This is a genomic window from Terrisporobacter glycolicus ATCC 14880 = DSM 1288, from assembly GCF_036812735.1.
GTDB classification, from domain to species: Bacteria; Bacillota; Clostridia; order Peptostreptococcales; family Peptostreptococcaceae; genus Terrisporobacter; species Terrisporobacter glycolicus.
Genome location: NZ_CP117523.1, coordinates 1,266,710 through 1,289,662 on the forward strand (window position 1 = coordinate 1,266,710; position 22,953 = coordinate 1,289,662).

Here is a 22,953-nt window from a genome sequence, read left to right on the forward strand (position 1 = left end):
TATTCACACGTTATAGTGACAGAGTATTCTAAGAAGTACTTGTGGAGGTAAGTAATGTAAATTACTTATAAATTAAGGTGGTAACGCGAGATAAGCTCTCGTCCTTTTGAGGACGAGGGCTTTTTTATTTTTGTGTAAACCATTAAGAAATAAATGATAAATTTTAAGCTTAAAATACAGAATATTTCGAAAAATCAATATCATAGTATTGTATTTTAATAAAGTAGTTGCAACCTTTGTTAATATACAATATACAAAACCATTTTATTAAGAGGAGGAAATTATAATGAATATACCATTAATAATTGTTATTTTATATGTGATAATGCTACTTGGAATTAGTATTGTCGTATCCATAAAATCAAAAAAAGATGGAGGAGAGGATTTCTTATTATATAAAAATAAAAATAGTACAATTGTTACAGCTGTTACAATATCAGGTGTGGCAATAGGTGGAGCATCTACCATAGGCATAGCAGAAAATGCATTTTCTGTTGGTTTGTCAGCTGGTTGGTACAATGTGGCATGGGCATTTGGTGCAATAATAGCAAGTTTCACCATAGTAAAAAAACTAAGAAAATCAGGTTTTAGTACAGTTACAAAATTAATTCAGTCTTTGTATGATGAAAAAGCAGGAGTAATGATGACCATAGCAATGATAATAATTCAATGTACAATTATAGCGCTTCAATATATAGCAGGTGGGTCCATATTATCTAGTTTATTGCCAGAAGTATTTGATATGAAGACTGCTACATTCTTTTCTTTCATAATATTTATGTTAGTAGGATTTGTTGGAGGAATGGGCTCTGCAAGTGTAAGTAATATATTAAATATTTCTTTAATTTATATAGGTATAATAACAACAGCAGTATTAGTCCTATTCAATCAAAGTGGATGGGAAGCAGCTCAAGTTATGGCTAGATCAACACCGGATGTACCGTACATGAGTTTAACATCGGGAATGGGAATTCCAGCAATTATAGCATGGATGATAGTCATGTGTGGTAATACGAACTCAGTACAAGGAGCTGTACAAATATGTTTAACATCTAAAGATGATCGAAGTGCAGTAAATGGTTTTAGAATAGGAGCACTTTTAATGATACCAATAGGGTTTATATGTGCAATGCTTGGTATAGCATCTAAAGCATTAATTCCTAATGTGGAAGCAACTCAGGCTCTTCCAATGATAATAATGAGCCTACCACCAGTTATGGCAGGGCTTACATTATCAGCATTATGGGCGGCAGATATGTCCACAGCATGTTCTATGTTAATAGGATGCTCTACTACAGTTAGTCATGATGTATTTTTTAGAACTAAAGCAGGAAATAAATTAAAAGATAAATCATTTATGATAAATAAAATAATAATACTAGTAGTTGGAATTTTAACTTATATATTATCATCACAACTTGGTACCATATTAAGTGCAATGAAAGTATGTCTGTCTATGGCAATAGGAACATCTATAATAGTAGTAGCAGGTCTTTGGTTTCCTAAGTTTGCAAGTAAAAATGCAGGTTTTTTCACCATATTATCATCAGTGTTTGCTGTAATATCATGGATAGTATGTCCAGCACTTCATAACATATTTAAAGATGTTGGATATTGGATGATGGCAGTTAGTGGGATTACTTTTGTAGTAATAAGTTTATTTGAAAAAAATAAAGTGATTGTAGACGAAAAAGAAAATACTATGGATAATTTGAGTTTAGCAAGACATAAATAGATTAGTAAAATTAAAAAATCAATAAAAAGACAGATCAATCTTTAAAATAAATTACAGAATATTATATTGATAATAAAAGACACAAAATATAAATATTAGGAGGTAAAATATGGATAAAGTTGAAATGAGATATGGAAAAGAAAAAATAACTATTAATTTACAAGGATCAAAATCAGTAAATATTTTAAAAGAAAAGCAAATGGATGAAATAAAAAATTTAAAGGAAGCTTTTATAAAAGGAATCACTACAGAAGTGATAAACTCAAAGCCTTTAAATGAGATTATAGATGAAAATGACAAAGTAACCATAGTTATTAGCGACTTAACTAGATTTTGGCAAAGACAAGATTTAATATGTGAGCAATTAGTAAACTATTTAACTGAAGAATTAAAAGTAATGTATGGGAACATAGTAGTAGTTGTGGCACTTGGAAGTCATAGAAAGCAAAGTGAAGAAGAACTTTGTCAGCTAGCCTCAAAATCAGTTTATGATAAGGTTAAAGTTGTGAATCATGATTGTGATGCAGATGATTTAATAAATGTTGGAACTACATCTTCAGGTACTAAAGTTTATGTTAATCCTTTGGTGGTAGGAAGAAAAGTAATAATGATAACAGGAACAGTTCATCATATAATGGCAGGATTTGGTGGAGGTAGAAAAAGTGTAATACCTGGTGTGGCAGGAAGACAAACAATAAGACAAAATCATATACAAAGTTTAAGCAAAACAGAAAAAGGATCAGATCCGTCGGTTGGGGCAAGACTTTTAAATCATAACCCAATAAACGAAGATATGAATGAAGCTGCAAAATTTATAGATGTAGCTTTTGGAATAAACATAGTAGTAAATTCATCATCAAAACATAGTAAATTAATATGTGGTGATTTCCATGATGCATGGCTAAAAAGCTGCAAATATGTAGATGATGCATATGGGTTGCCAATAAAAAAAGAAGCAGATATAGTAATAGCCAGTTGTGGAGGATATCCAAAGGATATTAATTTATATCAGTCAACAAAATCCTTATTTAATGCCACTAGGGCTGTAAAAAAAGGAGGCACATTGATATTACTTGCCGAATGTAGTGAAGGTGGAGGAGCACCGGATTTCTTTAACTGGATTGATCCATTAAAAAGGGGCGTTTTGGATGAAGAACTCAGAGAAAGCTTTACAATAGGAGGATATATATTCTATGCAGCCTGCGAAGCTATAGAAAAATGTAATGTTTACATGCTAAGTTCTATAGATCCAGATGTATTAAAAGATATGAAAATAATAGCTTCAAATAATATTGAAGACTTGCTAAATAAAATTAATTTTAAAAATAAAGATATATATGTAATTCCATATGGAGGAAATGTAGTGCCTTTATTAGACGAAGATTAAATAAATTAAGATGAATATATTATGAATATAGATTTAATTATTTACTCAATAAACAACAATTAGATATAGTTAATAAAGTAGTAACTATATGAATATAAATAATGTTAAAAATTAATTTAAATTGAAAGATGGCATTTGCCATCTTTTGATTATATTTATGGATAGATTTAAATTATATTAAAAAAATTATATGGGAAAATTTAATAATAAAATAATTAGTTAAGGGTAGAATTTTCAAAAAATGTTAGCTATAATTAATATGTAGTTAAATATTTATGGCTCATTAGCTTAGCTGGTAGAGCACCTGACTCTTAATCAGGGGGTCCTGGGTTCGAGTCCCAGATGGGTCACTAAAAATCCTATTGTAAATCAATAGGATTTTTTATTTGAAAAAATATAGATTTATTTTGGGTTAATTATATAAAAAAGGTAAGATTTACAATATATAGTTTGTAATCTAAATATAAGGGTATTAAAAGAGTATAACAAAATAAAAATAAATTTAGAAAAATAATATGAATATTAAGTTTTAATAAATATAAAAAGCATTTCAAATTAATGAAAAGGGTGAGCTATTAATATGAAAATAGAAATATACGAAAATAAAATTCAAAGAATAAGTGGATTGCTAAACACTAATCAAGATGAAAATATTTATGAAGATTTGGAAGCTTTAAAAAAAGAAATTAGTGGTATAGAAGTAATAAGGCATAATGTAATAACGAGACCAAATGTAATAAATTCATTAATGAATATAAATAGAAAAAATCAATATATTACAAGAAATAAAGTGGTAAATGGGTTGATGAATATAGATAATAAGGGTAGCAAGATATTAAATTATGATAGATTACCAGTAGTAGTGATAGATAAAAATGTATTTAAAGTAGGTTCATATCCAACAGTTGATGAGATAAAATCTATAATAGAAGCAAACCAGATAAACATAGTAAGTGGAATATAATTTAGTATTAAATATATAACAAATAAAAAATAGATTAAGATTAACTAATTCTAATCTATTTTTTATTTATTTGACGAGAATTTTTTTTATTGTTAAAATGAAAAAAAATAGGATATAAGGGTGTAATAATGATTTCAATAATAATTCCAATTTATAATGAAGAGAAAAATATAAGAAAACTTCAAGATAATTTATTAAGACTAAAAGGAAATTTTGAAGTAATATTTTGTGATGGAGGAAGTAATGATAAAACTACAGATTTAATTGATGACTGCTTTACTCTTATAAATTGTCCAAAGGGAAGAGCAAATCAAATGAATTATGGCAGTAAAGCATCTAAAGGGGATGTACTATTTTTCCTTCACTGTGACAGCAAGATTGAAGATGATGTAATTATTAAAATTCAAGATGAAATAAATAAAGGTAGTAAATTAGGGTGTTTAAAATTAAAATTTGATGATGACATAATATGGATGAAGATTTGTGGTTATATGTCTAATTTAAGAGTTAAACTAAGAAAAATAGCATTTGGAGATCAAGGGATATTTATAATAAAAGAACTATTCGAAGAAATGAATGGAATGCCTAATTTGCCTATAATGGAAGACTTAGAATTTTCTTTAAAGTTAAAAAGAAAGAAATATTATTTTAAACAAATAGATAGCCCAATAACAACTTCAGCTAGAAGATTTTTGGAAAAAGGTATATTTAAAACTATGACACAGATGCAAAAACTACAACTTCAATATTTGTGTGGAAGAGATATAAATGAAATTAATAAAGAATATAGAGACGTTAGGTGATAAAATGAGAGAGGCAATTATTATTTTTACAAGAGTTCCCATACCAGGGAAAACAAAAACAAGACTACAGAGTTTTCTTACAAAAGATCAATGTGCAGAGATTCACAAAAGCTTTCTAAAAGATATTAAATCTACTTGTGAGAAATTGAAAAGAGATATTTTTATACTCTATACACCGGAAGATAAGGAGAATGTATTGAAAAGTATTTTTGGACATAAATTTAAGTATAAAATACAAGAAGGAAATGACTTAGGTCAGAAAATGTATAATGCTATAGAGTATGTTTTAGATAAAAAATATAGCTCGTGTATATTAATAGGAAGTGATATACCTTATTTAAAAGAAGATGACTTGAAAAAAGCTTTTAAAATTTTAGAAAATAAAGATATTGTTTTAGGACCAACAGTAGACAAAGGCTATTATTTAGTAGGAATGAAAAATCCTACTAAAGCAGTATTTGAAAATATTCAATATGGTCATGGAAATGTATTAGATAATACTATAGCTTCAATAGAAAATTCAAATTTAACCTATGATCTAACTAATAAAAATGTTGATATAGATGAGAAAGAAGATTTATTTTATTTTTACAATGAAATAAAAAAAGAAAATGTAAGCAAAAGTATGCACACATCAAAATATATTATTAAGGTTATTGAGGAGTATGAAAGAGGATGTTTACAATTAACGGTTTAGAAGAGTATGCAAAAAGACAAGAATTTTTAGATGAACTAAATATTCCTAAAGATAGTAAAATTGATTTTCAGTTACTGGCACAAGGAGAGTATAATATTAATTACTTATTTACTCATCCAGTAACAAAAGACAATTTAATTCTTCGGATAAATACAGCAAGTCAAATGGACTTAAGTAATCAGATTGAATATGAGTACAAATCATTATTACAATTAAAAGAAAGTAATAGAACTCCAATACCAATATATATGGATGGAAGCAAGAAACACCTTGATTATGGTGTTTTAGTTATGAATTTTTTACAAGGTGTTCCCTTAGATTATAGAAAAGATTTATATATTGCAGCTGATTGTTTAGGAGATATACATAGTGTAGTATTAGAAAAAAATACACATCTACTATGTCCTAAAAATCCGTTGCAAGCAATTATTGATGAATGTGAAACGATGATACAAACTTATTATGACAGTCCTTTAGGGAATGAAGAAAAGAAAAAACAAATAAAAAGAATGCTAAACATAGGGCGAGAAATGATAAAAAATACAGGGGAGTATAAAGGACGAAGATGTATTATTAATACGGAGTTAAATTCAAGTAATTTCTTAATAAATGGTGAAAATAATAATAACTATATAATCGACTGGGAAAAGCCAATATTAGGAGAACCAGCACAAGATTTAGGACACTTTCTAGCACCAACAACTACATTTTGGAAAACAGATATTATTTTATCCCAGGAAGAAATTAAAAAATTTACTGAAAAATATATAGAAGTTGTTGGAAATAGATTCAATACAAATGACATAGAAGATAGACTAAACTTATATATTCCAATAACTTGTTTAAGAGGCATTACTTGGTGTGCTATGGCTTGGGTTCAATATAAAGACCCTAATAAATTAATAAGAAATGAGTTTACAGCTAAGAAATTGAATGATTACTTATCAAAAGATTTTTTAGACATGATAGAAAATCGATATTTTAAGAATAAAAATTTATAAGAGTGTTACTTAGGCATGCTAGTATTAGCATGCTTATTTTATTTACTTTGAACAAAAAATTGCACGAAGTGAGAAATATATATGTGGTAGCTAAAATTATGATATAAAATGATAATTATAAATTTCTATCTTATAGAAAAAATCTATAATATAGAAATTATATAGAAATTTATAATTAGATTTAAATTGGGGAGCATGATAAAATGAATTCACGAATGTAAAAATTTATATAAGGAGGTCGAATTATGGAAAATAAAAAAAGTAATGTTTATGGAAAAATAGCAATTATAGTTCTATTAATGATATGTATACTAAGTTATTTTTTAGTTCCATCTATAAAGACAACAATTGATAATATTGCTTTTATGTTTAAATCAGGAGATTTTACAAAAGTGGGAGACTTTGTGGAATCTTATGGTCCTTATGCAGCACTAGTATCATTCATGTTAATGATATTCCAATCTATAGCTGCACCTCTTCCAGCTTTTCTTATTACTTTTGCAAACGCTAATTTATTTGGTTGGTGGCAAGGAGCTATATTGTCATGGTCAAGTGCAATGGCAGGAGCGGCAGTTTGTTTCTTTATTGCTAGAATATTAGGACGTGATGTGGCTATAAAATTAACTAGTAGAAGAGGAATAGAACAAGTAGATACTTTTTTCACTAAATACGGGAAACAAAGTATATTAATTGCCAGACTTTTACCATTTATGTCATTTGATATTGTAAGTTATGCAGCAGGGTTAACTGGTATGGGATTCTGGGGATTCTTTATAGCAACTGGACTAGGTCAATTACCTGCAACAATAGTTTATTCTTATGTTGGAGGAATGCTAACTGGTGGAGCTAAGTTGTTAGTAACAGGACTATTAATTTTATTTGCTTTAACAATATTAATTTTCTTAATGAAACAAGTGTATAGTGATAGACAAAAAAATAAAAAAAATCTTAAATAGTATCGTCTATTTAAAAAATAAAAATATGGGGGAGATAAAATATGAAAATGAAAAAAATGATATCTTTATTAGCTATCGGGACATTAATGTTTGCCATAACAGCTTGCTCAAAATCTAAAGAAGGAGCGTCAGATGAAAAAACATTAATAGTAGAAAATAATGAAGTTAAAATGTTAACGGAAGTAAATGGAAAATATTTTACAGAATCAACTCGTCATGGAGTAGTATTTAAAGATGGATCAAATGGAGAAAAATCAGTACTTCGTGGATTAGCTGATGAAAAGGAATTCCATCAAGCCTTATTAGATATTGGTGCTAAGCCAGGTGATAATTTAACTGCTCAAGATATGAAGGCTTCGTCTTCAGCTGAAGGAGCAACTGTAGAGGGTCAAAAATTAGAAGCTGTTGTTACTTGGGAAGGACAAGACAAAGAAATACCATTTGAAGATATAATAAAATCAAGTGATGAAAGAAAAATGGACTTACGTTTTGGTGGGAACTTAGGAAGTGCTAAAACTAATAATACTGGATGTGTACTTTGTTTAGATAGTTGTGCAACTGGTATAACTAGTGATGCAGCTTATGCTACAGGAACATCACAAAATAAAGAAGTTCAATGGTTTGGCGATGAAAGCGTACTACCAAAAGATGGAACTAAAGTTTGGGTAACTTTCCGTATAGCTAAATAATTTTATAAACTATAGTATAGATAATAATATTATATCTCAAGGTGTTATAGTTTCACTTTGAGATATTCTTATTTAAAGACTTAAAATAAATTAGGAGATAAAAATGAAAAATAGAGTAGGAATGGCAATGTTTTATATAATAACGGGGCTTTTAATGTTTCTTGGACCAAAATATATATTTGTTGGATGTGGATTTAACCAAGAACATCCAATGAAATGTTGGTGGTCAACTCAAGCAATTCTAGGTATAGGAATTTTACTTATTATAGTAGGAATTTGTTATATGTTTATAAAATCAAAAGGAATAAATCTTGGAATGTCTTTAATGAGTATTTTTATAGGTATGTACTCTATAGCTATACCAAAATTTTTAATAGGTGGATGTAAAAAAGGTACTATGCCATGCCTAGCAATAGAATTTCCTGCTATATATTTGATATGTGGAGTTTTAATTATTGTTTCTATAATAAATATTATATGTTTAAGAAAAAAAATCAGAGGAAATAAATAATTATGAACAATATAAATAAGAAGAAAAACATTGTGTGGATATCTTTAAATAATTTAAAGCATAGAAAAGTAAGAAGCTTATTTTTAGTTTTATTTGTGATAATACAATCATTTTCTTTATTCACAAGTACATTTTTAATGAGCTCAATGAAAAATGGTATAGAAAATGTTACACAAAGGATGGGTGCAGATGTTATTATTATTCCAAATGAATACTCAAAAGAGCTTGAGCAATCACTATTTATGGGTGAACCAAGTACTATGTATTTTGACAGAGAATGGACAGATAAGCTAAGTAGTATTAAAAATATAGACAAAATGTCAACACAATTTTATATTCAAACAATGGAAGCAACTTGCTGCGATGCACCAGTTCAATTAATTGCATTTGATCCAGAAACAGATTTTGTTATTAAACCTTGGCTAAAAGAAGGAAATATCAATTTGAAAAAAGGAGAGGTTGTAGTAGGATATAATGTAGCATCAGATCCAGGTGATATTATTACTTTTTACAATACAAAATTTAACGTAGTTGACAAACTAGATAAAACAGGAACTGGTAATGATCACTCAGTATTTATGAGTTATGAGACTGCATACCAATTGAAAAATTCTAAAGCTGCAAATGATAATTTAAAGCTAAATAATATGGAAAATACCATATCAATGGTATTATTAGATGTAAACGATGAATATTCAAATGAAAGATTAGCATTTGATATAAATACAACATTTGATGATGAAAACATTACTGCATATACATCAAATTCTTTGTTTAGTGGAATTATTAATAAAGTTAAGCAATTTAGTGTATATAGCACAGTTTTTTCAGTTTTATTGTTTATAGTTACAGCCATGGCAATAATTTGTATTTTTATAATTACTATAAATGAAAGAAAAAAAGAAATAGGTATATTATATACTATTGGGGCCAAGAAAAAACAAATTTCTTTAATGATTATGTTAGAGGGATTAATTATTACAACTATAGGATCTGTAATTGGAGTTTTATGCTCATTAACGCTAATTACATTGTTTAAAAATTTAATAAGTATGAGCATGGATATACCTTATTTAAATACATTTAACATAGAAACATTTAAAATAGGAATTATGTGTTTAGCTATTTCCATATTTACAGGACTAATAGCATCAATTATAAGTGTGTATAAAATTAGCAAGGAAGATACAGATATACTTATAAGGGAGAATGAATAATGATTTTAGAAGGAAGAAAATTAGTAAAAGAATATAAGCGAAGAAATGAGATTTTTAAAGCCGTTGACAACGTAAACTTATCTGTATCTAGAGGTGATTTTGTCAGTATTATTGGTCGATCAGGTTCTGGAAAAAGCACCCTGTTTCATTTGCTAACGGGATTATGTAAGCCAAATCATGGAGAAATACTAATAGACAATAAGAATATAACATCTATGAGTGGAGATGAATTATCAGTACTTAGGAATGAAAAAATAGGATACATTACACAAGGTCAAAACTTATTATCTAATTTTACAATAATAGATAACCTATGCATGCCATACTATTTATCAAAAAAAAATGAAGTCGTTCATGATAGGGCTTTAAGTCTACTAAAAAAAGTAGGATTAGATGGTATGGAAAATGAATACTCAAGTAGTTTATCTGGTGGTGAACTACGAAGAGTATCTATTATTAGGGCTTTGATAAATGATCCAGACGTTATAATAGCAGACGAACCAACTAGTAACTTAGATTTAGAAAATTCTCATATTGTAATGAAATTGCTTAAAAGTATTAGCGAAGAAAATAAAGCTGTATTAATAAGCACACATGATTTAGAGTTTTTAAATTATACAAACAAAACATATTGCATGGAAAACGGCATTTTAAAAGAAAAATAAAAGTAGGGTGATTATATGAAATATTTAAAAACTATGTATAATACTTTTTTATGGGCATTAGTATTTGCAATAACATGCTTCAAAAGTGAATGGCTTGAAATGAGGGTTAATGTAGGATATATTTTATTTATTACTTTTGTCGTATTAACTGTGATACTTAGTATTTACTTAAGAAAAAAAGATTTACAATTAAATCTTAAATTTACTATAATAAACATTGCTATTTGTTTTATTTATGGTAATTTTATATATGGATTCAAAAGGCTACAAGTTGTGCCAGCATCGATTATTAGAGAGGGTATAAATATGACTAGATTACCTTTCTCTAAAATAAATTTGATATTGTTAATCATTTTAGTTTTAGGTTTGCTGTTAATATTATTTTCAGATAGAAAAGAGTATAAGAGCTAATTTTCTAGACAATAATTATTCCCTTAAGTAATAGTTTATGATTGGAGAAAAATATGAATAAAAATAATATTATAAAAACAAGTTTATTTATAGCTATAATTATACTTGTGATTTTATTAAATAATCATTACGGATGGTCAGATTATATAAGTGATACTAAAAACTTAGATTTTATAAAACAAATGGTTAAAGATAATATATTACTTGCAATGAGTATTTATATGATTTTAACTATTGTAGGATGTGTTGTACTTGCAATTCCAGGAGTAACTTTTGCTGTTTTTGCAGGGATTTTATTTGGACCAGTTTTAGGTATATTTGCTTGCTTAATTGCTACAACTTTAGGTGCGGCCATGGCATTTTTAGTAGGGAGATTTTTCTTAAAAGATATGATAAAGCCCATGCTTGAAAAAAATAAAATTTTGAAAAAACTTCTTTTCTCTGATAATGACAAAAGTGACTTAATAATTTTAATGATTACTAGAATGGTTCCTATATTTCCTTATAACTTGCAAAATTTTGCCTATGGAATAACAGATATTGGATTTTGGAAATATACAATATATACATTTATTTTTATGTTTCCGGGAGTATCATTCTTTACCATAGGCTCTGCAGGGCTTACAGCAGGTGCTAACAAATGGAAATACTTTATAATAGCAGGAGTTTTAGCTATAGTTGTAACAATAGCAGGAATAATTATTCAAAGAAAGTATCTAGAAAATAATAAAGAGGTAATAGAAAATGAAGAATAATGCACAAGACTGTATTCATTGTAATTTATGCACAAAAAATTGTGATTTTTTAAGAAAATATAATATGGATCTGGAAGGCTTTTCAAAAAGAGAAGATTTGGCTTATCATTGCTTTCTTTGCGGAAAATGCAAGTCTGTTTGTCCAAAAGATATTGATGGAAAAGAAATTGCATTAAGTATGAGAAAAGAAAATGTTAAAAATAATAATAATGCTATAATGGATAAGGATTATAATATGCTTTTAAAAGAAAAAAATCCTTATATTTTTGCCAACTATAAAAGTTCAAATAAAAAATCAGTATTATTCCCGGGATGTAATTTTGTATCATTCTTTCCGAAAACAGGAAAAGCATTAATAGATGAACTTAAAAAGTATGACATTGGTGTTATTTTTGATTGCTGTCAAAAACCAATAGAAGAGCTAGGTTTAGAAGATGATGCAAATAAAAATTTACAATCTTTAAGAAATAAAATAAAAGAAGATAATATTGAGGAAATCATAGTAGTGTGCCCAAATTGTTATTATTTTTTAAATGAGAAGTTGGATATAAAGATAATAACTATTTATGAAAAATTAAAAGAACTTAATTTAGGACAAAGTATAAAGGAAGAAACTCTTCCTATTTATTATCCTTGTCCAGACAGAGAAAAAGAATTGTTTTTCAACACAATAAGACCTTTTTTAGAAGGAGAAATTAAAAATTCATTTAAAGATACCCAGTGTTGTGGTTTAGGAGGATGTGCTAGCTCTAAAGAAAGTGAAATATCAACAAAATTTGCAAAATCAGTATCCTTAGCAGGAGAAGAAAAACTATTTACTTATTGTGCGTCTTGTGTTGGAAATTTTAGAAGAAAAGGATTTTTAAATTCTTATCACCTGCTTCCATTAGTGTTAAATGTAGAAGAAGAAGTGCCTTTAGGAATGAAATCTTTGTTTAATAGAGCTATGTTTAAATTTAAAAAATGAAAAATATATTATTTAATTATAAGATAAAGGAGTGAAGATATGAAAAAAATTATATCAATTTTAATGAGTGCAATTATAATGTTATCCATGGTTGCTTGTGGTAAAAGTAAAGATACTGTAACAAATGTAGATAACATGAAATGGGAAGAAGTATTAGAAAAAGCAAAAGGTAGTACAGTTACATTTTATGGATGGGGTGGAGACGAAGAGTTAAATGCTTGGTTAGATGATGTTTTCGCACCAAAAATGAAAGAAAAATACGATATAAAAATGGAAAGAGTTCCAATGGATATAGACCAAGTACTTAGCCAGTTATCAGGTGAAATACAAGCTGGTGAAGAAGATGGAAGTATTGACATGATATGGATAAATGGTGAAAACTTTAAATCAGCTAAAGAAAATAACATGCTTTATGGACCATTTTTAGAAAAACTTCCAAATGCAAAGAAGTATCTTGATTTAAATGCAGATGAAAATAAAAATGATTTTGGTTTTCCAACTGAAGGATACGAAGCGCCTTACGGAAAAGCTCAGTTAGTATTTATGAATGATAGTGCAGTTACAAAAAATGCACCAAGTAGTACAAAAGAATTATTAGAGTTTGCTAAAGAAAACAAAGGTAAGGTTACATACCCAGCTCTACCTGATTTTACAGGAAGTGCTTTTGTTCGTAATGTAATATATGATATATGTGGATACGAACAATTCCAAGATATGAAAGAGGACAAAGAAACTGTTAAAAAAGCAATACAACCAGCACTTGATTATTTAGTTGAATTAAACAAATATTTATGGAATGAAGGTAAATCTTTCCCAGCGGATTCAACTCAGTTAGATAATATGTTTAAAGATAATGAAGTAGTAATGAATATGACTTATACAGCTTATGCAGTTGCTAGAGGAATAGAAAATGGAAGTTACACTGATACTACAAAAACTTTCTTATTTGATAAAGGAACTATAGGTAATACAAATTATATAGCTATAGCTAAAAATAGTGGAAATAAAGCTGGAGCAATGGTAGCTATAAATGAGATGATAAGTGCAGAAATACAAGCATCAAGACTTGAAAAGTTAAAAACTATATCTGTAGTTGACAATAATAAATTAAGTAAGGAAGAAAAAGCAGAATTTGATAAAGTTGATATAGGGAAAGGTGCAATACCTCAAGATGAATTATTATCAAAAAGACTTCCTGAAATGCCTGCTGGTTTAGTCCCAATAATTGAAGAAATATGGTTAGAAGAGGTTGTTGGAAAATAATGAAAAATAAATATACGCCTTATATATTGTTAATACCACAAATATTACTTCTAATAATATTTATAATAGGGCTTATTAATGGAATCACCCAAAGTTTTGGGGTGATTCCTACTTTTAGTTTAGAGAAGCCCACGTTAAAATACTATATAGAAGTACTTTCATCACCACATATGAAATCTTCAATTATGTTTAGTTTATATATAGCTTTCATATCCTCAATATTTTCTGTTGTGGTGGGCACGCTAATTTGTGTCATAATAGTAATGAACAAAAAAACTAAGTGGTTTTATGAAAAGTTAATTGAGATACCTATTGTAGTTCCACATATAGTTGTGGCTATTTTTATATTAAACATTTTTTCGAAAAGTGGACTTATGGCTAGAATTTTATCATCTATTGGTCTTATTTCTTCGCCGGATCAATTTTTAAATTTGATTTATGACAAATATGGAATAGGAATAATGTTAGCATATTTATGGAAAGAGATACCTTTTATAATTTATTTTGTACTATCTATTATGTCAAATATTAATGATAATTTGGGAGAAGCGGCCATAAATTTGGGTGCTAGTAAATATGAAACATTTAAAAAAGTAACTCTACCTTTATGTAAAAATACTATATTAAGTGGATTCTTGATAATATTTATATTTTCACTAGGAGCTTATGAAATACCTCAATTATTAGGTCCTACACTGCCAAAAGCTTTGCCTGTTCTTTCTTATATTCAATATATTCATCCAAATTTACAGAACAGACCATATGCTATGGCACTAAATGGAATAATAATGATAATTTCCTTAATAGCTGCAATTATTTACTACAATTTAATCAAAGATAATATACCATCAATAAAAGAAAAGTAGGTGATAAGGTGAAAAATAATAAAATTAATAAGATTATATTAATTATAATGAGTATTTGTATAATATTACCTATTATAAATTTAATAATATGGTCATTTACAGAAAGATGGGCTTGGCCTAATTTATTACCACAGACGTATTCTTTAAGAGCGCTAAATGAGATTTTTTCACGAAAAAGTGAAATGATTCAACTATTTGCATCTAGCATATTACTTTCTTTTATAGTTGCCATACTGTCAGTTATAATTGGTCTTATGACTTCTAGAGCATTTGTTTTTTATGATTTTAAATTTAAAAAACAACTTTATTTTTCAACTTTATTGCCATTTTTAATACCATCCACAGTTTTTGCTATGGGAATACATGTAATGTTTATAAAGTGGGAACTGAGTAATAGTGTTTTGGGAGTCATTATTGTTCATTTAATTTACTCTCTACCTTATGCAACAAGGCTCTTGATGGATGGAACTACAGCGATAGGTAATAAACTTGAAGAGCAAGCTCAAGTTCTTGGAGCTACACAGTTTCAAGCTTTTACTAAAACAACTTTGCCTATTTTGTCTCCTGTAATTTTATCATCACTTAGTATGTCATATATAATATCTTTTAGTCAATATTTTTTAACATTGCTAATAGGCGGAGGTAAGGTTAAAACTTTTGCAATTGTAATGTTTCCATACTTATCTGGAGGAGATAGAAATATGGCATCCACATATTCTTTAGTATTTTTAGGTATAACAATAATAATATTTAGCATTTTCCAAGTGGCAGTTTCTAAAATTAATAAAAATATAAGCAGAGACTTTTATGGTATATAGAAAATAGGTGAAATAAATGAGTTTAAAATTAGAAAATTTAAAAGTAAATATGGGAGGAAATGAGATTCTTCATAATATAAATTTAAATATAAATAGCGGAGACTTTATCTCTCTTTTAGGGCCTTCTGGTTGTGGGAAAAGTACTTTGTTAAAAACTATAGCAGGATTAAATGATTTACAAAAAGGAAAAGTTATTTTATTTGGGAATGAAATTCAAAATATGCCTCCTGAAAAAAGAGGAACAGTAATAGTTTTTCAAGACTTAAGACTATTTCCTCACTTATCAGTGGAAAAAAATATTGCTTTTGCTATGACTTTAAATAAAATAAATAAACAAAATCAAAAAAAAGTTGTAAATAAATTACTTAAAGACGTTCAGTTAGAAGGGTTTGAAAAAAGAAAAATAAAAGAATTGTCAGGGGGACAGATGCAAAGGGTAGCCCTTGCTAGAGCCCTTGCTGCAAATCCAAATATATTGCTTCTTGACGAGCCATTTTCTGGTTTGGATGAAAAGTTACGACTTGAAATGGGACAACTTGTGAAAAAACTTCAAAGAGAAAATAATATGACAATGATATTAGTTACTCATGATAAAAATGAGGCATTACAACTTTCTGATAAAATAGCTCTTATGATGCACGGTGATATAATTCAGTATGATAAACCTTATACTATTTATAGTTCACCTGTTTCAAAAGAAGTGGCTGATTATTTTGGGAGAAATAACTACTTCATTGGTGAAGTTGTAAAAGATATTTTTAAATGCAATAACTTTCAATTAAATTGCGATAAAAAAGATGGTAAGTATGAAATTATGGTTAGACCATCAAGTATAGAAATAGATGAAAAGAAAAAAGACTATGAGATTAGTGAAATTACATATATAGGAGATTTTGTAGAAATTGTTTTAAGTAAAAATAAGGAAAAAATATTAGTGAAATCTAGTTCTAAAATTTTAAGTAATAACTATATAAAAATAAATAATAAAGTAGGAATAAAAATAAGTGAAGAGGAAGTTTCTTTCTTCAAATTTGAATAAAAGAGGATTAATTATGAAAAATATAATATTTGATTGTGACAATACTTATGGAGTACCAGATTGTGATGTGGATGATGGACTTACATTAATATATTTACTGGGAAATAAAGATGCAAATTTATTAGGAGTAACTACTACTTATGGAAATAATAAGGTGGAAGTAGTCTATCCAAATACTTTAAAGATGATAAAAGAATTAAAAGCTGATAATTTACCTGTACTTGAAGGTGGAAAGAATCCAAAAGACTTAGATAATAAAGCAAGTGACTATTTAGTGAAAATGGCAAATGAATATGCAGGAGAGCTATCTATATTAGCAACAGGGTCTTTGACTAATCTTTATGGGGCTTATGTTAAAGATAATACTTTCTTTGAAAAAGTTAAAGAAATTGTATTAATGGGGGGAATAACTGAGCCTCTAATATTTGCTAAAAGACAAATGGACGAGTTAAATTTCTCTTGTGATCCAATAGCTACGTATACAGTTTTAACAAAAGGTAAGAATGTTTCTGTGATTACTGGTAATAACTGTTTAAAAGTTCTTGTGACGAGAGAAGACTACGAAAGAGAATTAAGTGATTACACAAATCCAATAGTACCTTATATAAAAAATAGTGTAGATTATTGGTTTGATTATAATTTGAATAAATTTGGTATTAATGGAACCTATAATTGGGATGTTACTGCTGCAGTTTATTTAATGAGATCAGAATTTTTCGAAAATAATATATACAAAATGAATTTAAGTGTGGATGACTTAAAAAGAGGATTTTTAAATGTTGATGAGGAAAATAATTGTATTTTGAATCTTCCTACAATAGATAATGAAGAGCTTTATAACAAGGATATTTACAATGCATGGAAAAGTGTTGAGATATAAAAAATCAAGGGGCATATAGGGAAATATGGATATTTTAAAATATAGTATTAATAGTTTGATTTTTAAAATTGATATGGAGGAATTTTTAATTGGGTTGCCATTTTTTATGGTAGAATTTCTTTTTCTGTTTATTTTGTATTTAACTTTAAGACTTTGGATTTCAGATATAATACTTAGGTTTCTAATTGAGTGTTTTACAAAGAATATGGTAGATATGATAGATTATCCTAAGAAAGTTAAAAATATATTAAATAGATATATTAGTATTGGATTAGTACTGATATTTATTACACCTAACATAGTATCATTATTTTTATTTGATTATAATCGTATTATATATTGTTTTATTCAAATATGTATAGCAATTTCAACTGTTGTATTAGTCTATAAAAATATAGATAAAAGCTAAATATGGTGATGATTTTTTTAAATTTTAATGGTAGAACAAATTTAAATTTCACTAATAATTTTACTTAGAATAGTTTAAACTAATAAGTGAAATTAGATTATTATAGAATGATAGGGAAAAAGAAAACGTTGACACAAAAAGAAAACGTTATTATAATTAAACACGTGACAATAAATAACAACTGAGGAGGACGATATAATCATGAAGAAAAAAATAGGGTTAGTTCCTAAGCTTATTTTAGGAATTATTGTAGGTATTTTGTTAGGTAATTATGCTCCAGAGGTTTTGGTTAGAGTATTAGTTACTGCAAGTACTTTATTTTCAGCATTTTTAAAATTTGTAATACCATTTATAATAATTGGATTTGTAACAGCAGGAATAGCTGATCTAGCAACAGGAGCAGGAAAATTATTAGGAATAACAACAGGGATAGCTTATGGATCTACAATAGTAGCGGGTACAGCAGCTTTCTTAGTTGCATCAACAATATTCCCAGCATTTATTGATTCTAGTGTAGCATCGCAAATAGGTAATCCAGAAGCAGGGATGCTATCTCCATTCTTTACTATACCACTAGCACCAATGGTAGATGTGACAGCAGCAATTGTTTTTGCATTTACAATAGGCCTTGGTATATCATCACTTAGAAATAATGGAAAAGGTGAAACTTTGCATAAAGTATTCCAAGAATTCCAAGAGATTGTAACGAAAACTTTATCAACAGTAATAATACCATTATTACCAGTATATATAGCAGGAACTTTTGCAAATATAACTTACGCAGGACAAGTTGGAGCAATTTTAGGAGTATTCTGGAAAGTATTCCTTATAGTAATACCAATGCATTTAATATACTTAGTAATACAATTTACAGTGGCAGGAACAATAGCTGGTAAAAATCCATTTAAAATGTTAAAAAATCAAATACCTGGTTATTTAACAGCAGTAGGAACACAGTCATCTGCAGCGACTATCCCAGTTAATGTTGAATGTGCAAAAAACAATGGAGTAAGTAAAGAAATAAGAGAATTTTGTGTGCCACTATGCGCAACAATTCACTTATCTGGTTCAATAATATCAGTTACATCATTTGCAGTAGCAGTATTAATGATGAATAATATGGATTTTGGATTTGGAGTAATGTTGCCATTTATATTAATGTTAGGTATAGCTATGGTTGCAGCACCAGGTGCACCAGGTGGGGCTATAATGAGTGCACTACCATTTTTACCAATGATTGGAATACCATCTGATGGTGGTCTTGCAAGTTTAATGATAGCATTATACTTAACTCAAGATAGTTTCGGAACAGCTGCAAACGTATCAGGAGATAATGCAATAGCAGTAGTAGTTGACCATATAAACAAAAAAATGAGCAAAAAAGAAAAATTCAAAAAAATTGGTTAATATCAATTTAGATATTTAATTAAAATAAAAATTTTATATTTGAATAAAAAAGTTAAATATTAATGAATGAAAAGAGAAGGTATCCAAAATTATTTTTAATTTTGAGATATTTTCTTTTTTTTATTATTAAAAAATGATAATTGTTTATATTTCAGAAGAATCATATTTTCACTATAAATGTAATACTATTAATTAACTTATTTATGTAACAGATTGAATATTTATGATATTATAATATAGTATAAAAGTTAAAGAATATTTATACTTATTATAAAGTGTTTTGACATGGAGGGAGAAGTTACAAATGATAAAAGCGCAAATAAGAGATCAACTTATAAAAGGATTAATCGATGATAATGTTATAGATTTATTTCAACGTAACATGATGCCTCTTAATCAGCTTATGTCTTATTATCGTTGTGCGATTATGGAAGTGGAAACAAAATTTAAGGTTTTAAATGAACAATTTTCCCTTCAATATGATAGAAACCCAATAGAAACAATAAAATCTAGGCTAAAGTCACCAGAGGGAATAGTAAAAAAATTAAAACGTAAAGGATATCCATTTTCTCTTGAGTCAATAGAAGAAAACATAAATGATATTGCTGGCATAAGAGTAATTTGTTCTTTTCCAGAAGATATATATTTACTTGCAGAATGTTTATTGCAACAAGATGATATAACTTTAGTAGAAGTAAAGGATTATATAAAAAATCCAAAAGAAAGTGGATATAGAAGTTTGCATTTAATTATAGAGGTTCCAATTTTTTTAGAAAATGAAAAGAAAAATATGAAGGTTGAGGTTCAGTTAAGAACTATAGCTATGGACTTCTGGGCAAGTTTAGAGCATAAGTTACGCTATAAAAAAGATATACCTCAAGAAGAAGCAGATATGCTTGCTAAGAACTTAGTAGAATGTGCTGAAATTAGCGCTGCTCTTGATAATCGTATGGAGCAGATAAGAAATAGAATATTGAAAAATAGTTAGTAATTTAAGTCATATGGGTATATATTCATATGACTTTTTGTTTTAAAAATTTTAATTATATTTCAATTATTATTTATATATAAACTAAAATGAATAATACTAATTATAATAAAGTACATAAAATTTAGGAGGAAAAATTATGGATTTAAAAGAAATAATGAAATATAATACTTTTGTGGTTTTAGGAGATACATTAAATGAAGAAAAATATGCTTATAAGATAAAACATGAATTGATAAATAGTAATTATAAAGTATATTCTGTTGGAAAAGAATTAAAGTCTATCAATGATATTGATGAAGAAATTGATATAATTGATTTATGCATCAATCCTCCTGTAGGATTAAAATTATTAATGGAAAATAAAAAAAAATTTAAATGTATTGTTATACAACCAGGAGCAGGTAGCGATGAAATTATTAAATTTTTAGATGAAAATAATTATGATTATATAGATGGATGTTTATTGGTTGGAATTAGACTTTATTCTAAATAAGATAAACATTAATAATATTTAATAAAAAATAATGTAAAGAGCCTAATTTATTTTAGGCTCTTTTATGTTTTAAAAGAAAATTTATAACAAAAACTTATTCAGTATTTGTCATAAAAAAGCTATACTTATATTATTGATTAAAAAAAAGTAAAAAAATGTAGAGATGATAAGGAGAGACAGATGAAATTATTTAAGACAAACAAATTGAAATCATTATTATTAGCGGGAGCACTGTCTTTATCATTATTCTTTGGAGGATGTTCTAGTAGTACAACAACTTTAAGTACGCTAACTGGTACTAAGACAACTCAAAATAAAAATGATAATTACAGCAAATCTAATAATAGTTCAGTACCAAAGGGATCAGTAAAAGCTTCTATAGAACGAGTTGTAGATGGTGATACAATGAAGGTGAAATTAAAAGATTCTGGAAAAATAGTTACACTAAGATTATTATTAATAGATACGCCAGAGTCTGTAAAGCCTGGTGTAGATCCACAACCGTATTCAATAGATGCTTCAAACTTTGCCAAAGAATCGCTTCAAGTAGGGGATAAGGTATATATTGAATATGATGAAGGTGATAAAACAGATAAATATGATAGACATTTATGCTATTTATGGTTTTACAACAAAGAAGATAAAAGTTGGAAAATGTTCAATGAAAAAATTGTAGAAGAAGGTCTTGCAAGGGTTGGCTATGTTTATTCCCAAAGAAGACACCTAGATACTTTATATAAAGCTCAAGATAAAGCTAAGGCAAGTAAGTTAAATATATGGTCGGTTAATGGATATGTTACAGACAAAGGTTTTAATGTAGATACATATAATAATGGGGATGCTATATCAAGTAATAGTAGCTCTAGTAATAATAAAAGTGAAAGTAATTTAAATGAAACTGTATATGCAAATGGAGGTAACTCAAGCTCAAATAAATATCATTCCTCTGAATATGCACACGGAATGAAGGGAGCTATTAAAATGACTGAATCACAAGCTAAGTCAAAGGGATATAAAGCATGTGGATTATGTTATTAACAAGTTAAGCAAATTTTATAAACATTATTTGATTTTATATGTAAATAGTGAATTTAAAATATATTAACTATAAAAAGATTTAGATAATTATCTATTATATAAAACTTATAAAAAATGGGGTGAACATCGTGAGTTATTTTTTAATATTGGCATTTATATTTTTTATTGGAAGTATTGTAGGATGGGTAATAGAATTAATTTTTAGAAGATTTTTCTCTGGAGCAAATCCAGAACGAAGATGGATAAATCCAGGATTTTTAATAGGGCCATATTTACCGCTTTATGGATTTAGTTTATGTGTATTGTATTTATTGGCTCAAATAAATATTAGTTTTATACAAAATAAATTTATAGAGGAATTAGTTCTATTTGCCATTATGGCTTTAGTTGTTACTTTTATTGAATATTTAGCAGGCCTTATTTTTATTAAAGGAATGAATATAAAGTTATGGGATTATACAGATGAATACGGGAATATACAAGGTATTATTTGCCCTAAGTTTTCAATTTTTTGGGCAATATTAAGTGCCATATATTACTTTTTAATTCATCCTGATATACTAGAATCTCTTTATTGGCTATCAAACCATTTATCATTTTCTTTTGTAATGGGCTTTTTCTACGGTGTATTTGTTATAGATGTATGTTATTCTTTAAAAATTATGGTTCATATAAGAAAATTTGCCAATGACAATGAAATAATTGTTAAGTATGAATTATTAAAAGAAAATATTAGGAAAAGGAATGAAGAAATAATTGGAAAGAAAAAATTTATTTTTGCAATGCATTCAGGAAGAGAGGAATTTCTGAAACATTTAAAACATTATAAGGAAGAGTTGAATAAGAAGATATAATTAACAGATGAATAAGGTTCTTAGGAGTTTATGCTAGGTTTATTAAAAGTAATTAATTGTATAAAGAAAAAGTTAAGGTATGGTTAATTTGATCCATACCTTAACTAAAACTACTATATAAAGCTACTTTCAAAAAT

The 22,953-nt window shown here is 27.5% G+C and carries 25 protein-coding genes, 1 tRNA gene and 1 other annotated feature (1 of these 27 running past the window's edge); all 26 genes read left to right on the forward strand.

What is annotated here, in order from left to right:
* Window positions 1-109: a binding site (T-box leader), on the forward strand; it begins 141 nt to the left of the window's first position.
* Window positions 110-286: 177 nt separating this feature from the next.
* The 26 genes from TEGL_RS06270 to TEGL_RS06395 all read left to right on the forward strand — a co-directional run bounded on the left by TEGL_RS06270 (window position 287) and on the right by TEGL_RS06395 (window position 22,816).
* Window positions 287-1,735 carry a sodium:solute symporter family protein gene (locus tag TEGL_RS06270; protein ID WP_018589346.1) on the forward strand — a complete coding sequence of 483 codons (1,449 nt, stop codon included), beginning with the start codon at window positions 287-289 and terminating at the stop codon, window positions 1,733-1,735.
* A 109-nt stretch (window positions 1,736-1,844) separates the two neighbouring features.
* Window positions 1,845-3,122 (forward strand): nickel-dependent lactate racemase, encoded by a 1,278-nt coding sequence (gene larA, locus TEGL_RS06275; protein ID WP_018589347.1) that lies wholly within the window; start codon window positions 1,845-1,847, stop codon window positions 3,120-3,122.
* Window positions 3,123-3,399: 277 nt separating this feature from the next.
* Window positions 3,400-3,472 (forward strand) — tRNA-Lys (locus tag TEGL_RS06280).
* Between the two features lie 230 nt (window positions 3,473-3,702).
* Window positions 3,703-4,086, forward strand: a complete 384-nt coding sequence (locus TEGL_RS06285; RefSeq protein WP_018589348.1) for an arsenic metallochaperone ArsD family protein — start codon at window positions 3,703-3,705, stop codon at window positions 4,084-4,086.
* A 128-nt stretch (window positions 4,087-4,214) separates the two neighbouring features.
* Entirely contained in the window at window positions 4,215-4,889 is a 675-nt protein-coding gene (locus TEGL_RS06290; RefSeq protein ID WP_018589349.1) for a TIGR04283 family arsenosugar biosynthesis glycosyltransferase, read from the forward strand.
* Window positions 4,855-5,586, forward strand: coding sequence for a TIGR04282 family arsenosugar biosynthesis glycosyltransferase (locus TEGL_RS06295; RefSeq protein ID WP_018589350.1), 732 nt, complete (start codon window positions 4,855-4,857; stop codon window positions 5,584-5,586). The genes TEGL_RS06290 and TEGL_RS06295 overlap by 35 nt, the downstream gene beginning before the upstream one ends.
* Entirely contained in the window at window positions 5,565-6,587 is a 1,023-nt protein-coding gene (locus TEGL_RS06300) for a phosphotransferase family protein (RefSeq protein ID WP_018589351.1), read from the forward strand. The genes TEGL_RS06295 and TEGL_RS06300 overlap by 22 nt, the downstream gene beginning before the upstream one ends.
* A 245-nt stretch (window positions 6,588-6,832) precedes the next feature.
* Window positions 6,833-7,543, forward strand: a complete 711-nt coding sequence (locus TEGL_RS06305) for a TVP38/TMEM64 family protein (protein WP_018589352.1) — start codon at window positions 6,833-6,835, stop codon at window positions 7,541-7,543.
* 41 nt (window positions 7,544-7,584) lie between these two features.
* Window positions 7,585-8,232, forward strand: a complete 648-nt coding sequence (locus tag TEGL_RS06310) for a YdjY domain-containing protein (RefSeq protein WP_018589353.1) — start codon at window positions 7,585-7,587, stop codon at window positions 8,230-8,232.
* Window positions 8,233-8,335: 103 nt separating this feature from the next.
* On the forward strand, window positions 8,336-8,743 hold the full coding sequence (locus tag TEGL_RS06315; RefSeq protein WP_018589354.1) for a DUF4418 family protein: 408 nt from the start codon (window positions 8,336-8,338) through the stop codon (window positions 8,741-8,743).
* 2 nt (window positions 8,744-8,745) lie between these two features.
* Window positions 8,746-9,960 (forward strand): ABC transporter permease, encoded by a 1,215-nt coding sequence (locus tag TEGL_RS06320; protein ID WP_018589355.1) that lies wholly within the window; start codon window positions 8,746-8,748, stop codon window positions 9,958-9,960.
* The gene (locus TEGL_RS06325) at window positions 9,960-10,625 is read left to right on the forward strand and encodes an ABC transporter ATP-binding protein (protein ID WP_018589356.1); all 666 of its coding nucleotides are present in this window, start codon (window positions 9,960-9,962) and stop codon (window positions 10,623-10,625) included. The genes TEGL_RS06320 and TEGL_RS06325 overlap by 1 nt, the downstream gene beginning before the upstream one ends.
* A 15-nt stretch (window positions 10,626-10,640) precedes the next feature.
* The gene (locus TEGL_RS06330) at window positions 10,641-11,036 is read left to right on the forward strand and encodes a hypothetical protein (protein ID WP_018589357.1); all 396 of its coding nucleotides are present in this window, start codon (window positions 10,641-10,643) and stop codon (window positions 11,034-11,036) included.
* A 53-nt stretch (window positions 11,037-11,089) separates the two neighbouring features.
* Window positions 11,090-11,791, forward strand: coding sequence for a TVP38/TMEM64 family protein (locus tag TEGL_RS06335; protein ID WP_018589358.1), 702 nt, complete (start codon window positions 11,090-11,092; stop codon window positions 11,789-11,791).
* Complete coding sequence (locus tag TEGL_RS06340) at window positions 11,781-12,758, forward strand: (Fe-S)-binding protein (RefSeq protein ID WP_018589359.1); 978 nt, start codon at window positions 11,781-11,783, stop codon at window positions 12,756-12,758. The genes TEGL_RS06335 and TEGL_RS06340 overlap by 11 nt, the downstream gene beginning before the upstream one ends.
* Window positions 12,759-12,797: 39 nt before the next feature.
* Entirely contained in the window at window positions 12,798-14,021 is a 1,224-nt protein-coding gene (locus tag TEGL_RS06345; RefSeq protein WP_018589360.1) for an ABC transporter substrate-binding protein, read from the forward strand.
* Entirely contained in the window at window positions 14,021-14,887 is an 867-nt protein-coding gene (locus TEGL_RS06350; protein WP_018589361.1) for an ABC transporter permease, read from the forward strand. The genes TEGL_RS06345 and TEGL_RS06350 overlap by 1 nt, the downstream gene beginning before the upstream one ends.
* Before the next feature lie 8 nt (window positions 14,888-14,895).
* On the forward strand, window positions 14,896-15,705 hold the full coding sequence (locus tag TEGL_RS06355) for an ABC transporter permease (RefSeq protein WP_018589362.1): 810 nt from the start codon (window positions 14,896-14,898) through the stop codon (window positions 15,703-15,705).
* Between the two features lie 16 nt (window positions 15,706-15,721).
* Complete coding sequence (locus tag TEGL_RS06360; protein ID WP_018589363.1) at window positions 15,722-16,744, forward strand: ABC transporter ATP-binding protein; 1,023 nt, start codon at window positions 15,722-15,724, stop codon at window positions 16,742-16,744.
* A 13-nt stretch (window positions 16,745-16,757) separates the two neighbouring features.
* Window positions 16,758-17,624: a nucleoside hydrolase gene (locus TEGL_RS06365; RefSeq protein ID WP_018589364.1), complete on the forward strand. Its 867-nt coding sequence runs from the start codon at window positions 16,758-16,760 to the stop codon at window positions 17,622-17,624.
* Between the two features lie 25 nt (window positions 17,625-17,649).
* On the forward strand, window positions 17,650-18,033 hold the full coding sequence (locus tag TEGL_RS06370) for a hypothetical protein (protein WP_018589365.1): 384 nt from the start codon (window positions 17,650-17,652) through the stop codon (window positions 18,031-18,033).
* 201 nt (window positions 18,034-18,234) lie between these two features.
* A complete protein-coding gene (locus tag TEGL_RS06375; RefSeq protein ID WP_018589366.1) occupies window positions 18,235-19,440 on the forward strand; it encodes a dicarboxylate/amino acid:cation symporter in 1,206 nt (401 codons plus the stop codon).
* 304 nt (window positions 19,441-19,744) lie between these two features.
* On the forward strand, window positions 19,745-20,428 hold the full coding sequence (locus TEGL_RS06380; RefSeq protein WP_018589367.1) for a GTP pyrophosphokinase: 684 nt from the start codon (window positions 19,745-19,747) through the stop codon (window positions 20,426-20,428).
* Window positions 20,429-20,567: 139 nt separating this feature from the next.
* Window positions 20,568-20,924, forward strand: coding sequence for a CoA-binding protein (locus TEGL_RS06385; protein WP_018589368.1), 357 nt, complete (start codon window positions 20,568-20,570; stop codon window positions 20,922-20,924).
* A gap of 180 nt (window positions 20,925-21,104) precedes the next feature.
* Complete coding sequence (locus tag TEGL_RS06390) at window positions 21,105-21,962, forward strand: thermonuclease family protein (RefSeq protein ID WP_018589369.1); 858 nt, start codon at window positions 21,105-21,107, stop codon at window positions 21,960-21,962.
* Between the two features lie 128 nt (window positions 21,963-22,090).
* Window positions 22,091-22,816, forward strand: a complete 726-nt coding sequence (locus tag TEGL_RS06395) for a putative ABC transporter permease (RefSeq protein WP_018589370.1) — start codon at window positions 22,091-22,093, stop codon at window positions 22,814-22,816.
* Window positions 22,817-22,953 lie beyond the last annotated feature (137 nt).

Bases quoted from the DNA above. Each gene is read 5' to 3' on its own strand.
- TEGL_RS06270 (WP_018589346.1), top strand. From the start codon at position 287: ATGAATATACCATTAATAATTGTTATTTTATATGTGATAATGCTACTT.
- larA (WP_018589347.1), top strand. From the start codon at position 1,845: ATGGATAAAGTTGAAATGAGATATGGAAAAGAAAAAATAACTATTAAT.
- TEGL_RS06285 (WP_018589348.1), top strand. From the start codon at position 3,703: ATGAAAATAGAAATATACGAAAATAAAATTCAAAGAATAAGTGGATTG.
- TEGL_RS06290 (WP_018589349.1), top strand. From the start codon at position 4,215: ATGATTTCAATAATAATTCCAATTTATAATGAAGAGAAAAATATAAGA.
- TEGL_RS06295 (WP_018589350.1), top strand. From the start codon at position 4,855: ATGAAATTAATAAAGAATATAGAGACGTTAGGTGATAAAATGAGAGAG.
- TEGL_RS06300 (WP_018589351.1), top strand. From the start codon at position 5,565: ATGTTTACAATTAACGGTTTAGAAGAGTATGCAAAAAGACAAGAATTT.
- TEGL_RS06305 (WP_018589352.1), top strand. From the start codon at position 6,833: ATGGAAAATAAAAAAAGTAATGTTTATGGAAAAATAGCAATTATAGTT.
- TEGL_RS06310 (WP_018589353.1), top strand. From the start codon at position 7,585: ATGAAAATGAAAAAAATGATATCTTTATTAGCTATCGGGACATTAATG.
- TEGL_RS06315 (WP_018589354.1), top strand. From the start codon at position 8,336: ATGAAAAATAGAGTAGGAATGGCAATGTTTTATATAATAACGGGGCTT.
- TEGL_RS06320 (WP_018589355.1), top strand. From the start codon at position 8,746: ATGAACAATATAAATAAGAAGAAAAACATTGTGTGGATATCTTTAAAT.
- TEGL_RS06325 (WP_018589356.1), top strand. From the start codon at position 9,960: ATGATTTTAGAAGGAAGAAAATTAGTAAAAGAATATAAGCGAAGAAAT.
- TEGL_RS06330 (WP_018589357.1), top strand. From the start codon at position 10,641: ATGAAATATTTAAAAACTATGTATAATACTTTTTTATGGGCATTAGTA.
- TEGL_RS06335 (WP_018589358.1), top strand. From the start codon at position 11,090: ATGAATAAAAATAATATTATAAAAACAAGTTTATTTATAGCTATAATT.
- TEGL_RS06340 (WP_018589359.1), top strand. From the start codon at position 11,781: ATGAAGAATAATGCACAAGACTGTATTCATTGTAATTTATGCACAAAA.
- TEGL_RS06345 (WP_018589360.1), top strand. From the start codon at position 12,798: ATGAAAAAAATTATATCAATTTTAATGAGTGCAATTATAATGTTATCC.
- TEGL_RS06350 (WP_018589361.1), top strand. From the start codon at position 14,021: ATGAAAAATAAATATACGCCTTATATATTGTTAATACCACAAATATTA.
- TEGL_RS06360 (WP_018589363.1), top strand. From the start codon at position 15,722: ATGAGTTTAAAATTAGAAAATTTAAAAGTAAATATGGGAGGAAATGAG.
- TEGL_RS06365 (WP_018589364.1), top strand. From the start codon at position 16,758: ATGAAAAATATAATATTTGATTGTGACAATACTTATGGAGTACCAGAT.
- TEGL_RS06370 (WP_018589365.1), top strand. From the start codon at position 17,650: ATGGATATTTTAAAATATAGTATTAATAGTTTGATTTTTAAAATTGAT.
- TEGL_RS06375 (WP_018589366.1), top strand. From the start codon at position 18,235: ATGAAGAAAAAAATAGGGTTAGTTCCTAAGCTTATTTTAGGAATTATT.
- TEGL_RS06380 (WP_018589367.1), top strand. From the start codon at position 19,745: ATGATAAAAGCGCAAATAAGAGATCAACTTATAAAAGGATTAATCGAT.
- TEGL_RS06385 (WP_018589368.1), top strand. From the start codon at position 20,568: ATGGATTTAAAAGAAATAATGAAATATAATACTTTTGTGGTTTTAGGA.
- TEGL_RS06390 (WP_018589369.1), top strand. From the start codon at position 21,105: ATGAAATTATTTAAGACAAACAAATTGAAATCATTATTATTAGCGGGA.